This is a genomic window from Labrenzia sp. VG12 (assembly GCF_002237595.1).
Lineage (GTDB): Bacteria > Pseudomonadota > Alphaproteobacteria > Rhizobiales > Stappiaceae > Roseibium.
Window position 1 is genome coordinate 2,846,417 of the sequence record NZ_CP022529.1, and the last position, 15,205, is coordinate 2,861,621.

The 15,205-nt window shown below is 62.5% G+C and carries 2 protein-coding genes; both read right to left on the bottom strand.

Annotated elements, in window-relative coordinates; all coding sequences use genetic code 11:
• Positions 1-15: 15 nt before the first annotated feature.
• Positions 16-1,563 (bottom strand): 4-hydroxyphenylacetate 3-hydroxylase N-terminal domain-containing protein, encoded by a 1,548-nt coding sequence (locus CHH27_RS13370; RefSeq protein ID WP_094072030.1) that lies wholly within the window; start codon positions 1,561-1,563, stop codon positions 16-18.
• On the bottom strand, positions 1,553-15,166 hold the full coding sequence (locus CHH27_RS13375) for a non-ribosomal peptide synthetase (protein ID WP_198338419.1): 13,614 nt from the start codon (positions 15,164-15,166) through the stop codon (positions 1,553-1,555). The genes CHH27_RS13370 and CHH27_RS13375 overlap by 11 nt, the downstream gene beginning before the upstream one ends.
• Positions 15,167-15,205 lie beyond the last annotated feature (39 nt).

A 15,205-nucleotide genomic window follows, 5' to 3' on the forward strand; every position in this document is an offset into this window, starting at 1 on the left:
CCCCAACTGGTGGCATCAGTCTTTCCACGCCGTGTTGCACCAGCCAAATTCATCATAGTCTTCAAGACACTGGTCAACAAGCGAGAGCATCTGGTCCATCGACCCGTCGCGCCGGGCAATCGCCGGCAGCTGCAGTTTGACCTCTTCGTGATTGCCGGCGTAATTGCGCTCGTAAAGCTCGTGCCGCCCGGCGAATTCCGAGCCGGTGGCGTCCCAGAGCAGCTTCATCAGCTTGATCCGATCCTTGTAGCCGATGCCGTTGGAGCCGCGCACGTAGCGTTCCAGATAGGTATCGATCTCCGGGTTCTGGAAATCCTTCGCCGAGGACGGCAGGTAGATCAATGCGGACGCCACGATCTTCTGAACGATTTCCTTGACCCGGCCATAGGCATCGGGGGCCAGGGCGCGATAGGCCTGGGCAGCACTGACGCCGGGCAGAACGGCCCCGTCGGCGAACGGCTCCGGCGTCTTTGCCATCGCATCCGACAAGGACCAGAACAGATGCCGGAGCGCGATCACCTCTCCCTGCAGCACCTGATTGCCGCGGAACTCGTCGCCGCTTGTGATGTGCAGCGCCCTGGTCAGGAGGCCGGCCAGAAAGTCGAGTTTGACGGCAAACCGGGTGCAGCCGTGAAAACAGGTCCCCTGCAGGTAGCCGGTGTCCATCAGGAAATCGATCGGCTTGTGCGCCGGCCCGTGCACCAGGACGTTCTCCCAGGGCACAAAGGCATTGTCGAGCACGAGAATGGCGTCGTTTTCGTCGAACCGGGACGACAGCGGATGATCGAACGGGCTTGAGGCCTCATGTGCGGCGAATTCGTAGGAATTGCGGCAGATCAGCTTGATGCCCGGTGTCGACATGTCGAGAAAGAACATGAACGCCGTCGGTGGCCCGTTGGTCTCCGAGACCGCATGGTGGCTGAGGAAATTGTAGTGTGTCAGGGCAGCCGATGTCGCGACCACCTTGGCGCCCGACAGGTAGAGCCCGGCGTCGGTTTCCTTCACCACATGAACCAGAATGTCCTTGGCGTCGCTGAACGGCTTGGCCCGGTCGATGGGCGGATTGGCCACCGCATGGTTCATGAAATAGGTCCGCTCCTGCGCCAGGTGGTACCAACGCCGGGCATTTGCCGCAAAGGGCCCGTAGTAGCCCGCGTTCGCTTCCAGCGTATTGACGATGGCGGCCTTGTAGTCGGGTGATCTGCCCATCCAGCCGTAACTGAGCTTCGCCCATTCGGCGATGGCCTTTTGCTGGCCAAGCAACTCCTCAGCTGTTCGGGCCACCTTGAAATACCGATGGGTGTAGCCCGCCGGATCGGCATCTGCCGGGGCGGTCAGGATGCTGGCGCCACTGGCATGGTCGTCATGGAGCGCGTCATACAGCCTGGCGAGGGATCGCACCGAGTTGCGGAAGGCGGGATGTTCGGTGAGGTCGGTGACCCGTTCCCCGTTGAAGTAGACGCAGCGCTGATCCTTGAGACTGTCGACAAATTCGCGTCCGGTCATCGGCGTGGCGGTCACCACCTCCGACCGCTCCACAGGATTGAGAGGTTCAACCGACATTCTCAACTCTCCCTTTTCCATCGTCCTGGCCGGAGGGCCGTCCGGCCCGTCGCATCAGATCCGTAAGGTGCTTGCCGATGACGTCCAGCGCCGCCGGGGTTGTCATCTGGTGATGGCCATGGTCCAGCATGCATCGCTCGAAGTGCCCCCTGGTGAGACGCGACCAGGGATCTTCTTTCAGCCCCATCATGGCCCAGCTCGATCCTGAAACGAAATGCACAAGCGGTGCGTTGATCGCTTCGGGACGGAAGCCATGCGCCAGCGTCGCGTTGTTGCGCGCGATCCGCAGCATGTTGTCGAAATCGGCAGCACCGAGATCCGAAAGAGGATGCGCGCTTTCCACCAGGAACCGCTTCAGATCCTCAAACGCCACATCGTCCGGCGCACGTCCTTGCGGGTCGAAGCCGATCATTTCGAAAAACGCCTGACGCGCGCCCTGGTCGGAAAGGTCCGGCAATGGATCGCCGTCCTTCATCGGGTAACAGTCCAACAGCGCAACGAGTTCGACCGGCCGTCCACGCGTTTCCAGATGCCGGGCCATTTCGAAGGCTGCCAACCCGCCAAAGGACCAGCCGAGCAACCGGACGGGCCCGTCCGGCCACAACCGGTCGACATGATCGACATACTCGGCCGCCATGGCATTGAGGGTTCGCGGCAGGTCTTGCTCGCCTGCATATCCGCGGGCCTGCAAGGCTGTGACCGAAACGTCTGGCAGAACCGACACCAGCCCGGCATAACTCCAGCCGAGCCCGAAACCGGGATGAACGCAGAAGAGCGGTGCTTCGCCGCTGGCGCGCCTGATCTGCAGGACCGGTTCAAGAAGACCTGATTTGCGGTCCTTGCCGAGAGACAGCAAACCCCGCACTGTCGGCGTTTCGAAAATGTCATGCAGGCTGACATCAAGACCTAGCCTGTCGCGCATCTGAACCTTGAGGCGCGCCGCCAGAAGTGAATGGCCACCAAGTTCGAAAAAGCTGTCTTCCGGCCCGGCCGTCACCCCGGGCAGAAGATCCGAGAACAGATTGCAAAGCAGGGTCTCGCGCAAGGAGCGCGGTTCCGATGAGCGGCTGGCGTGGTGCGGCGCCGGCAAGGCCAGACGGTTCACCTTCCCGTTGGGCGTCAGGGGAACAGCATCGATCACCAAGACCTCCGCCGGAACCATATAATCGGGCAGAAGCTGCCGAAGCGCCTCGCGCATCCCCCCCGGTTTCACTCCGGCACCGGTTTCCGGCACCACATAAGCCACCAGCACCGGAGCCCCTCCCGGCCCCGGTCTGTCGATGACAACAGCGCGCGCAATGTTGGTCATTGCCGCTATAATTGCCTCGATTTCCGCTGTCTCGATCCGGTGTCCCCGGATCTTGACCTGAGCATCGCTTCTGCCGAGGAAGACCAGCCCGCCATCCGGCTTGCGGAAAACAACGTCCCCTGTGCGGTACATGCGAGCGCCTCCCCCGGCAAAGGGATCGGCGACAAAGCGTTCGCTCGTCAGGTCGGCCCTGCCATGGTAGCCGCGTGCAAGGCCCAGTCCTCCGATGTAAAGCTCTCCCGAGGTCCCATCCGCGACAGGCTGCAACGCCGCATCCAGCACATGAACCTGTGTGTTCCAGAGAGGGTGACCGATTGCCGGAGCCTCAGCAGTTTCGGGCAGGATCGACTCCATCAGGGACCAGATCGTTGTTTCCGTCGGGCCGTAGAGATTGGTCACGGGGCCCGCCTCCAGAAGCTTTCCGGCGAGTTCCCCATCAAGTGCTTCCCCTCCGGCCAAAATGCGCAAGGGCGGCAAGTCACCTGTCTCAAGCAAGGCACGCCACAAGGAAGGCGTTGCCTGCATGACCGTTGGGCTGTTTCTCTCGACCCAGTCCGACAAGGCATCGGTTTCCCGCTGCCGACCGTCAAACAAAAGCACAGTCGCGCCTGTGAGCAAGGGTCCGAAGAGTTCCAGTCCGGCAATGTCGAAGCCGATTGTCGTTGCACTCAGCAACCGGTCTTCCAGCCCCAAAGGCAGGGTCTGGCTGAGGCTGCAAAGAAGATTGCCCAACCCCCGCCGTGTGACGACAACGCCCTTCGGCTTTCCTGTCGAGCCTGATGTGTAGATGACATAGGCCGGATGGCGCGGATCGATGGGGATACGCCGGTCACTATCCGAGGGCAGCAAGACTGGTGCCGCCTGAAGCTCCGCCCTCATCGCCGCCGCGTCCAGCTGCAGCACCTCACAACCCGTTAGCCCGTCTGCAAGCTCTGTCGCCGTCCCGGTCTCGCTGAGCACAAGCCGGGGCGATGCATCGGCCAGCATCATGGCAATCCGGGCCGGCGGATAGGCCGGGTCCAGCGGCAGATAGGCCCCACCCGTTTTCAGGACCGCCAGCATCGCCACGATCATCTCGGCGGAACGCGGCAGTGCAATCGCCACAACATCTTCCGCGCCGACACCCCGCCCAATCAGGAGATGCGCCAGCCGGTTGGCCCGCTCCTCGAGCGCGGCATAGCTGAGCCGCTCCTCGCCACTGACCACGGCCTCGCTGTCCGGATGTCTGAGGGCGGTTGCAGCGATCAGCTCTGTCAGATCACCCGCAGGCAGATCATGTCCCGTCTCGTTCCAGCGATCCTGCGCGCGCTGACGTTGCTCCGGTGCCAGCGTCTCAAGGGCGCCCAAAAGTGCCTCCGGACGGGCGCTCATCTGCCGAAGCAGATGGCAGAGCTGGTTCAAGAGGCTTTTGCCGAGGTCCGCCCCGATCCGCTCCTTCCGGCAATCCAGCCGCAACAGCAATTGCGCGCCCGGCACCACCATCAGGCTGGCCGGATAATGGGTCCGGTCGTGGACCTCCAGCCCCTGAATGGAAAGCCCTTCTTCGGAGGAACCGCTCAGATCCTCCTGATCAGGATAGTTCTCGAACACAACCAGCGTGTCGAACAGATCCCCGAGCCCCACGGCGGCCTGGATTTCCGGCAGGCCGAGATGCTGATGTGGCAAGAGGCGCGCCTGCGCGGCCTGCAGTTCCTGAAGGAATGCGCCGACGGACTGGCGGGGCTGCGGCTGTGCCCGCACCGGCACCGTGTTGATGAAGAGACCGGCCATGGCCTCCACGCCGGCAATCTCAGCTGGTCGCCCGGAAACGGTCGCCCCAAAGACAAGGTCCGTGCTGCCGCAGATCCGTCCGAGCAGAACGGCCCAGGCGCCCTGAAGCACGGTGTTGAGCGTGATGTCGAGCCCGCGGGCAAGTGCCTCCAGGGATCTGGTCGCCTCTGCGCTCAGCAAACTGTCGAACCGCAGCACTTCATCCGGCGCGTTTTTGTCCGCAGACGTTTGCCCATGAAGAGAGGCAGCAAGCCGGGTCGGTTCGCCGAGACCGGAGAGCGCCGTCTGCCAGGTAGCGCGTGCAGCGTCCTTGTCCTGGCGCTGCAGCCAGCCGAGATAGTGATCGAAAGGCACGACGGGCGGCAAGGACCCTGCCCCGCCTGCAGCATAGATCTGGCGCAACTCACGCATCAGCACCGGCAGCGACCAGCCGTCGAGCAGGATGTGATGATTGCTCAGGATCAGCTCGGAGCGGCCCTCCGGCAAGCGCACCAGCTGCGCTCTGAAGAGCGGCCCCTTCGCCAGATCGAACGGCACCTTCCTGTCTTCGGCCAGCAACTGGTCAAGGGCCGCCTTGGGATCCTTGCTTTGCGTGAGGTCCCGTTCCTGAAACGGCACGGCAACCTCCCCCAGGATCACCTGGACCGGATCGGGCACGCCCTCGTGGCAGAAGACGGCCCGCAAGGGCGCATGACGGGCGACAAGTGTCTGAAGGCTGGCACGCAGCTCCTCTGCCTCCACCGGGCCGGCAAGAGACACCACCGTCTGGACCTTGTAGGCATCCTCGCCCGTTTCCGCATCCATCAGCGAATGAAACAGCAGACCCGATTGCAGACCCGTCAAAGGCCAGACAGCTGAAACAAACGGCCCGTAGCGGTTAACCAGAAGGTCGACTTCGGACTGGTCCAGCGAAACCAGTGCAAAATCGGCCGGCGTTTTTCCGCCGGCGTTCTGCCAGACTGCATGAGAAGCCAGCCGTTTCAGTGCACTGTCCCAACAAGCTTCGAACTCGGCAGCGTCAGAAGCGGACAAGTGCCGTGTGGCAAAACCAAGATCGGTCTGAAGACGATAGCCGTCGAGGTCCTCAATCGCCTGACAGTCGATTGAAAGTGCATGCTCCAGCGGACTTGCCGGTGGAAACCCGCCGCGCAGGCCTCCGAATTCGGAGGCCGGTGCCCAGTCGTGGTTTCGCCCGGCATCGAAACGGCCGAGATAGTTGAAGGAAATTTGCGCCTTTTGCCCCTTGGCGAGAAGACCCGCCGTCTCCTCATTCAGATAGCGCAACAGGCCGAAGCCGAGGCCCCGATCAGGTAGTCGGACAGCCCTTTCCTTGGCCCTCCCGATCATGTGTTTCAGGGTTCGGTCCGGCACATCGGCGATGGGCAGGTCCAGTTCACAAGGCTCCAACCGCACTGGGTAAAGGCTCGTGAACCAACCAATGGTTCGGCTGAGATCCGCCTCACCGAGTGCCTCGCGCCCGTGACCTTCGACATCGCAGAGAATGGCTGCACCGTTGAAAGCGGTCCGTTTTCTTAGGAAGGCACCAAGAGCGAGGCTCAGCGCGGTCAGCAGAATGTCCTGCGGGTTGCAGGCATAAAGAGCCGGTAGGCGGGTCAGAACCTGCTCCGTTCTGGCAGAATCGAGTGTCGAGTGGCGCGAGCCAAGGGTCGCAGCGGTGTCCAGGTCTCGGTTGAACGGCTCCACAAGAAGCGAGGCAGTGTCAGCGCTTGTCACCTCCTGCCAATAGCCGCATTCCCGAAGGCGTTGCTCCGAGGAGGCGTCCTGTTGCAAGAGCCGGCCCCAATCCTGAAAGGATGTCGATGCGGGCTCAACCGAGACAGATCGACCGGCGTTCCAATCCGTCCAGGCTGCCTGAAAGTCATCGGTCAGGATCCGCCAGGACACGCCGTCAATGACGAGATGATGGGCGCATAACAGCAAAAGGTCCGGCGCGCCGTTTTCCCGCCGGCACCAGGTCGCATTGAACACCGCTCCGTCAGCGACAGATAAGGCCGAAACGGCGGCTGCATTCGCCTGCTCCAGGCGCTGCGCCATATCCAGCCTCGTGTCGCAATCGGTCAGGTCGAGCGTTTTGAGGGGAACAGTCTCCGGCCTGTCTGCAAGAGGCTCTATGCGCAGGTTTCCAAGACCGTTTGAAGCCTTCAAACGCAGCATCTCATGCTGACGCAACAAGGCTTCCAGCGCGGTTTTCAGAAAGCTGTCATCTGCACCTTCCGGGAGCGTCAGGCAGACCGATTGGAAAAAGCCGTCGACCGGACCGCCCTGTTCGCAGAACCAGCGCATGATTGGTGTCAGTACAACGGCTCCACCGCTGGAGGAGGTATCTCGAACCGGGCGGTCAATGTTGAGCGGGCGGACAACACCGGCCAGTCTTGCAACTGTCTTCTGCTCGAAAATGTCCCTGGGCGACGTCAGCCAGCCCGCCTTGCGCAAGAGACTGACCAGCCGGATCGCGGAAATACTGTCACCGCCGAGCGCAAAGAAGCTTTCTTCCGGTGCAACTGCCGCAAGACTGAGCGTTTCAGCGAAAGCAGCCGACACGGCCTGTTCCACCGGGGACAGCTCCCGCGACACGGCATTGCGTTCCGGACGGCTGGGTGCCGGCAAGGCCTTGCGATCGATCTTGCCGTTCGGCAAACGCGGCAAATAGGGCAGAAGGTCGATCTGTGCGGGCACCATGTAGTCCGGCAGGCGGTCATCGCAATACCGCAACAGCTCAGCCGCAACCGGTTCCGTTGTTTCCGGACCGATGACATAGGCGACGAGTCTTGCCCCGCCTTGCGGGTCCCGATAGACGCTGACCAGACACTGGGCGACGTCTGCCCTTTGCAGCAGAACCCGTTCGATTTCCCCCGGCTCGATGCGCCGTCCCCGGATCTTGACCTGCGTATCGCTGCGGCCAAGGAAGAAGAGTGCGCCATCTTCCGCCCGGTAGACCCGATCCCCTGTCCGGTACATACGGGCACCAGTACCGGCACTGGCACCGGCAAAGGGATCTGCAAGAAACCTCTCGGCCGTCAGGGCGGACTGGTTCTGGTATCCCCGAGCAAGACCGATGCCGCCAATATAGAGATCGCCCGCCACGCCGTGAACGACAGGCTGCATGGCCTCATCAAGCACATAGAGCCGCGTGTTCCAGATCGCATCGCCGATGGAGGCAATGCCTTCCGGATGACCGGAAGAAAGCGGATAGCTCATGGAGCCGCACACCGTGACCTCTGTCGGACCATAGGCATTGATCAGCCGGCACCTTGCCGCCCATCGCCGGACCTCCGCGACGCCGATGGCTTCTCCTGCCGTCACCAGAACACATCCTTCCGGCAGATCGTCTACCGCCATCACGCCCAAAAGGCTGGGAGACAGCGTGATATGTGAGATCTCCTCCTCCTGCATGAAGGCTTTCAGCGTCGCCGGGTCGGTAAAAGCGGCTCTCGGCCAGATCACCAGTGCCGCCCCGGCCACAAGGGCCGTCGAGACTTCAGAAAACGCCGCATCGAAGCTGAAGGAGGCAAACTGGGCCACACGTGAAGCCGCCGAAATGTCAAACCTTTCATTCTGCGCAAGCGCCAGATTGCCCAACCCCCGCCGTGTGACGACAACGCCCTTCGGCTTTCCTGTCGAGCCTGATGTGTAGATGACATAGGCCGGATGGCGCGGATCGATGGGGATACGCCGGTCACTATCCGAGGGCAGCAAGACTGGTGCCGCCTGAAGCTCCGCCCTCATCGCCGCCGCGTCCAGCTGCAGCACCTCACAACCCGTTAGCCCGTCTGCAAGCTCTGTCGCCGTCCCGGTCTCGCTGAGCACAAGCCGGGGCGATGCATCGGCCAGCATCATGGCAATCCGGGCCGGCGGATAGGCCGGGTCCAGCGGCAGATAGGCCCCACCCGTTTTCAGGACCGCCAGCATCGCCACGATCATCTCGGCGGAACGCGGCAGTGCAATCGCCACAACATCTTCCGCGCCGACACCCCGCCCAATCAGGAGATGCGCCAGCCGGTTGGCCCGCTCCTCGAGCGCGGCATAGCTGAGCCGCTCCTCGCCGCTGACCACGGCCTCCCGGTCCGGATATCTGCGGGCCGTTGCCGCGATCAGCTCTGTCAGATCACCCGCGGGCAGATCATGTCCCGTCTCGTTCCAGCGATCCTGCGCGCGCTGGCGTTGCTCCGGTGCAAGCGTCTCAAGGGCGCCCAGCAGGGCCTCCGGACGGGCGCTCATCTGCCGAAGCAGATGACAGAGCTGCTCCAGGAGGCTCTTGCCGAGGTCAGCCCCGATCCGCTCCTTCCGGCAATCCAGCCGCAAAAGCAATTGCTCACCCGGCACCACCATCAGACTGGCCGGATAATGGGTCCGGTCGTGAACCTCCAGCCCCTGGATCGAAAGCCCTTCTTCGGAGGAACCGCTCAGATCCTCCTGATCGGGATAGTTCTCGAACACAACCAGCGTGTCGAACAGATCCCCGAGCCCCACGGCGGCCTGGATCTCCGGCAGACCAAGATGCTGATGTGGCAAGAGGCGCGCCTGCGCGGCCTGCAGATCCTGAAGGAATGCGCCGACGGACTGGCGGGGCTGCGGCTGTGCCCGCACCGGCACCGTGTTGATGAAGAGACCGGCCATGGCCTCCACGCCGACGATCTCCGCTGGCCGTCCCGACACAGTCGCCCCAAAGACAAGATCCGTGCTGCCGCAGATCCGTCCGAGCAGCACGGCCCAGGCACCCTGAAGAACGGTGTTGAGTGTGATGTCGAGCCCGCGGGCCAGCGCCTCCAGGCTTCTGGTCGCCTCTGCGCTCAGCAATCTGTCGAAACGCAGCACTTCCTCCGCGGCGTTTTTGTCCGCTGACGTTTGTCCATGGACAGAGGCAGCAAGCCGGGTCGGTTCACCGAGACCGGAGAGCGCCGTCTGCCAGGCAGCCTGTGCGGCCTCCTTGTCCTGGGCTTGCAGCCAGCCGAGATAGTGATCAAAAGGCACGACGGGCGGCAAGGGCCCTGCCCCGCCCATAGCATGGATCTGACGTAACTCGCGCATCAGCACTGGCAGCGACCAGCCGTCGAGCAGGATGTGATGGTTGGTCAGGATCAGCTCGGACCGGCCCTCCGGCAAACGCACCAGCTGCGCTCTGAAGAGCGGCCCCTTTGCCAGGTCGAACGGCACCTTCCTGTCTTCGGCCAGCAACGCGTCGAGGGCAGCCTGCGGGTCCTTGCTTTGCGTGAGGTCCCGTTCCTGAAACGGCACGGCAACCTCGCCCAGGATCACCTGGGCCGGATCGCGCACGCCCTCGTGGCAGAAGACGGCCCGCAAGGGGGCATGACGAGCAACGAGCGTCTGAAGGCTTGTTCGCAGCGCCTCTGCCTCCACCGGGCCGGCGAGAGACACCACCGTCTGGACCTTGTAGGCATCCTCACCCGTTTCCGCATCCATCAGCGAATGAAACAGAAGACCCGACTGAAGACCCGTCAAAGGCCACACAGCTGAAACAGACGGCCCGTAGCGGTCCAGGATCTCGGCCCGTTCGGCCGCGTCGAGCCAGCCATCCTCGAGACTTGTGTCGCTCTGCTCTGTCGCTTTCTCTTTCTCGACAGTGACCTTGGCAAGGGTCTCCGGCGTCTTGCATTGAAAGACATCTTTGGCAGAAAAGATCAGACCCTGTCGACGCGCACGGCTGACCAGCTGGATCGACAGAATACTGTCGCCGCCGAGTGTGAAGAAATTGTCTGCCGGACCAACCGCCGGCAAGCCCAGAACATCGGCAAAGAGCTTGCAGAGTTCGGCTTCCAGTCCTGCTTTTGCCGCCCGCGACGTTTCGCCTTGAATGTCCGGCGCCGGCAGTCTGGAAACGTCGAGCTTGCCGTTGGTCGTGAAGGGCAGTTGGGAAAGCGGAACAAAATGGGCCGGCACCATGAAGGCGGGCAAGGCCTCGGCCAGATGGGCGCGCAGCCCTGAAAGATCCGGGACAGCTTCGCCCGCCGCAACAACATAGGCGACCAGCTTCTTCTCGCCCGGCCGGTCCTCGCGCACGATCACGCTGCACTGGCCAATATCGGGATTGGCACCAATCGCGTTTTCGATTTCCTGAGGTTCGATGCGAAACCCGTTGATCTTGACCTGGTGATCCGCCCTGCCAACGAAGGTCAGCAAACCATCGCTGCGCCAGCGGACGAGATCACCTGTGCGATACATCCGCTCGCCCGCCGGTCCGAAAGGATCGGCGACAAATCGTTCCGCCGTCAGTCCCGTCCTGCCGAGATAACCGAGTGTCAGGCACGCACCAGCCAGATAAAGCTCACCCGCCATGCCGAAGCCGACAGGCTGCAAGCGGTCATCGAGAATGCGCACCTGACAATTGTCGCGCGGCAGTCCGATCGGAACCTTGTAGGCGTCGACCTCCAGTGACCGCATCGCATGCCAGGTGACGAATGTGGTCCCTTCTGCCGGACCATAGCCATTGACGAAGCGGGTATCGGGTGCCGCAGACGTTGCCCGGCGAATGGCCTCTGCTGACGCCGCCTCGCCGCCGATCAGAACAGACTTGAGCGGCCGGAAGGCGGCCGGTTTTTCCCCGGCAATGATGTTGAAGAGCCGCGTCGTGATACAGGCGGCTGTTATCTGATGCGTCGCGATGAGGCGGCTGATTGTTTCGGCGTCCAGAAGGCCGGGCGGTGCCACGAACAGCTCCTGGCCGAGCATCAACGGCGTCCAGATTTCGTAGGTCGAGGCATCGAAGGCATAGGGGGAATGCAACAGCACCCGCTCGTGCGATCCTTCCGGCCAGCACCCGTCCAGCGCCAGCGCCTGTATGTTGCGGTGGCTGATCGCGATGCCCTTCGGTCGTCCGGTCGACCCGGACGTGAACAGGACACACGCGATCTGGGCTGCCTGTACGCTCGGAAGGACGCTATCCGGATTGCCCGCCTGCAGGTCGCGAAAGGGGATGCAGTTGGCCGTCACCCCAAATGCCGGCACGTCCTTCGGACCATCGATCAGGACAAGGCTGGCAGCTGTATCCGTGACGAGCTGCTCCAGCCGCTGCGGCGGATCGTTGCGATTGAGCGGCACATAAGCAGCGCCTGCCTTCACGATGGCGAGCGTTGCAACGACCAGATCGATGGATCGTTCCATGAACACCGCAACACGGTCACCCGGTTCTACACCGCGCGAAACCAGGTTGCGCGCCACCATATCGGAGCGACACTCCAGATCCTGGTAGGAGAGCGCGCAGGTCTCGTTGGCAAGCGCTGTCTTGTTGCCGTGCCGGGCTGCAAGCGTTCTGAACCGCTCAACAAGCGAGGCTTCGGCTTCCGGCCTGACAACTTGCCGCCCCTGACTGCGCGCAGTGACATCGGCGAGTTCTGCAACCTCGGTCATCGGCAGGGTGTCCAGCCGGGCGTCCGGATCCTGAACCACTGCGTCGAGCAGGTTCACAAAACGGCGCGCAATCCAGGCGGCGCATTTCGAGTCCAGCAAATCCGTGCGGAACTCGATCCGTCCGAAGATGCCAGCCGGCGCTCCTTTTTCATCGCGGCAGGCGGTCAGGTCGAAGGAGATATCAAACTTGGAAGCGATCACGGGAACGTTGAGGGGTGTCGCCGCCAGTCCCGGAAGGTCAAGCGACGGTGGTCCTTCCATGTCGAGTGCGAGAACCAACTGGAACAGCGGATGGTAGGACAGATCCCTTTCGGGCCTCAGGTCATCGACCACGGTTTCAAAAGGCACGTCTCTGCGCTGATAGGCCCGCAGGTTCCGCTCACGCGTGGCAAGCAGCAGATCGCGAAAACTCGGCCGGCCTGAAACATCGTTGCGAAGCGCAAGCATGTTGACGAACAGACCGGCTGTTTCTTCAAAGGCCTTGTCAGGACGGCCATCCACCGGCGTCCCGATGACAATGTCCTTACCGGCGCCAAGCCGGAACATGGTCGTTGCGAGCGCCGCCTGAAGCACCATGAAGAGGCTGGTGCCGCTCTTCACAGCCAGTGCCACCAGCTGCTGGTGAAGCCGCGCGGGCAGATCGAATGTAACCTCCCCTCCCAACCAATGGGCCGTCTGGCGACGTCCTTCTGCACATGGCAGGTCCAGACATTCCGGCGCGGCTTCAAGATCGGCCTTCCAGTCCGCAAGGTATCGCTGCGCATCTGCGGCCCCTGCGTGTTCGAGCCAATCCTGTTGCCAGACTGCGAAATCAGCATAGCCGACAGACGGGCGCCCCCAGTCTGGCCACTCCCCCTTCCGTCGAGCGGCAAAGGCTGTCTCAAAATCCGCCAGAAGCAGGTTGATGGCGCCGCCATCGACCGCGATGTGATGAAGCACGATCTGCATCAGATGCGTTTCTGAGGATCCCGTAGCAGCCGGTTCCAGATAAATCCGGATCGGCAGGTCCCGGGTCAGATCGAAGGGCAACGCCACCCGTTTTCGCCGCGCCTCCTCCGCGTTTGCAGGCGCTGAAGGCGATGCTCTGAAGACGTCGCTTTCCGGCCATGACGCCAGAATGTTCTGAAAGGGTGCGCCATCTTCATCTTCCGGATAAAGCGTTCGGAGCACCTCGTGCCGGCCGATCACATCCGCCCAGGCCTGCCGGACAATATCGAGGTCCAACGCGCCATCGAGGCGGTAGGCATAGGTCAGCGCGTAAGACGCGTCCTCCGGGTGCAACCGGTTCAGGAACCAGAGCCGCTTCTGGGCAGATGACAGGGGCAGTTTTTCCGGGCGTGGCTGAGCCGAAAAGGCGGCTGACTTTGGCCCCGCCTGCTCGACAAGACGGGCAAGTTGTTGCGGCGTCGGAGCATCGAACACCTGAGCAGGTTCGAGCGACACACCAAGCCGATCCTGAAGTCGGTAGGCAAGGCGCGCGGCCAACAGCGAATGTCCGCCAAGCAGGAAGAAGTGATCGTGCGGGCCTACTCTCTCCAGCCCCAGCAACTCCTCGAACAGAACACACAGCATTTCCTCCAGCGAGGTCGAAGCTGCGCCATCTTCTGAGCGCGCCTGTGGCTCGGGGTCCGGCAAGGCCGCTCTGTCGAGCTTGCCGTTGGGCATCAGCGGCAGCTCGGACAGTGTCACGACGGCCGACGGCAAAAAGGCTGGCGGCAACTGCGCAGAAAGGTCCCGAAGCAGCTTCGGAACATTTATTTCCGCTCCCCTGGTCCAGACGACATAGGCGGCAAGATAGATATCGCCGTTCTCCCGCCTCTTTGAGACGACCGCAGAACGGGCAATCGCCGGCAAGGCGTCCAGAGCGGTGGCAACTTCGCCGGGTTCCACCCGCACACCGCGGATCTTCACCTGGTGATCGCTCCGGCCGAGATACTGATACTCACCAGAGGGCAACCGGCGTGCAACATCGCCTGTTCGATAAAGAAGGGCGCCCGGCGGCCCAAACGGAGAGGCAATGAACCGGTCCGCTGTCCTGTCCGGCTGGCGATGGTACCCGAGGGCCAGCCCCTCTCCGGCCAGATAAAGCTCGCCGGCATCACCATCAGCGACCTCTGCAAGGTTTCCATCGAGCAGGAACACCTCCGTCCTGCGCACCGGCTTGCCGATCGTGACGGGTTTTCCTGCAACACAAGGCGCCCAGAGACTGTCGCCGGCCGCCTCGGAGGCGCCATAGAAATTGTAAAGCCGGGCAAGCGGCAGCTTTTCACTGAAGCTGTCGAGCAGACTTGTGGGCAGCGTTTCCCCGCTCGTGATCCAGCTTCGGCAGTCCGACAGATGGTGCAGACAATCTTCCTCAAGCAAGGAGGCGAGAAGACTGGGCACGACGGTCAGCCTCGTGACACCAAAGTGTTCGACGACTTCCGCCAGGCGGCGTGGATCACCGGTCACCGGGCCCTCGGGGACGACAACGGCACTGCCGTTGGTCAGTGCGCCCAGCAGCTCTGTCGATCCGTCGATGAAATTGAGCGAGGTCTTGAAGAGCGTCCGTTCCCCCTCCTGAAACGGTAAAGCTTCGCCGATCCAGAGAAGGCGGTTGAACAGAGCCCCTTGCCGCCCAAGCACCCCTTTCGGCCGCCCTGTGGAGCCGGACGTATAGACCAGATAGACCGGATCATCCTGGCTGGATGGCCTGATCAGATCTTCCGTGGTTGGCGCCTGTCCGGGGAGCGCGTCGATGAGCGAGCGAACATGTTCCTCCCCGATGGAGAGGATCCGGTCGCTCATGCCGGCAACCGCTGCAATCTCCAGCACGGATGGTCCGCAGATGATCAGATCTGGCTCGGCATCTTCCAGCATCATGACCAGCCGCCCAGCCGGATAGGACGGGTCAAGGGGCATGTAACAGGCACCGGTTTTCAAGACCCCGAGCAAGGATACAACGAGGTCTGCACCTGAAGGGCAGCCAAGCGCCACGATCTTGCCCGGCCCGATGCCGTGCCGGATCAGATGCCACGCCATCCGGTTGGCACGGTGGTCCAGTTCCTCAAAGCTCAGCGATGTCTGGCCGACGAGCAGCGCAATTTGATGGGGCCGTGCACGAACCTGGCGCGCAAACAGGTCCGCAACACAATCCATAGGCCTCTGCGACAAGGTATCAGGATCTGCGCACGGAGC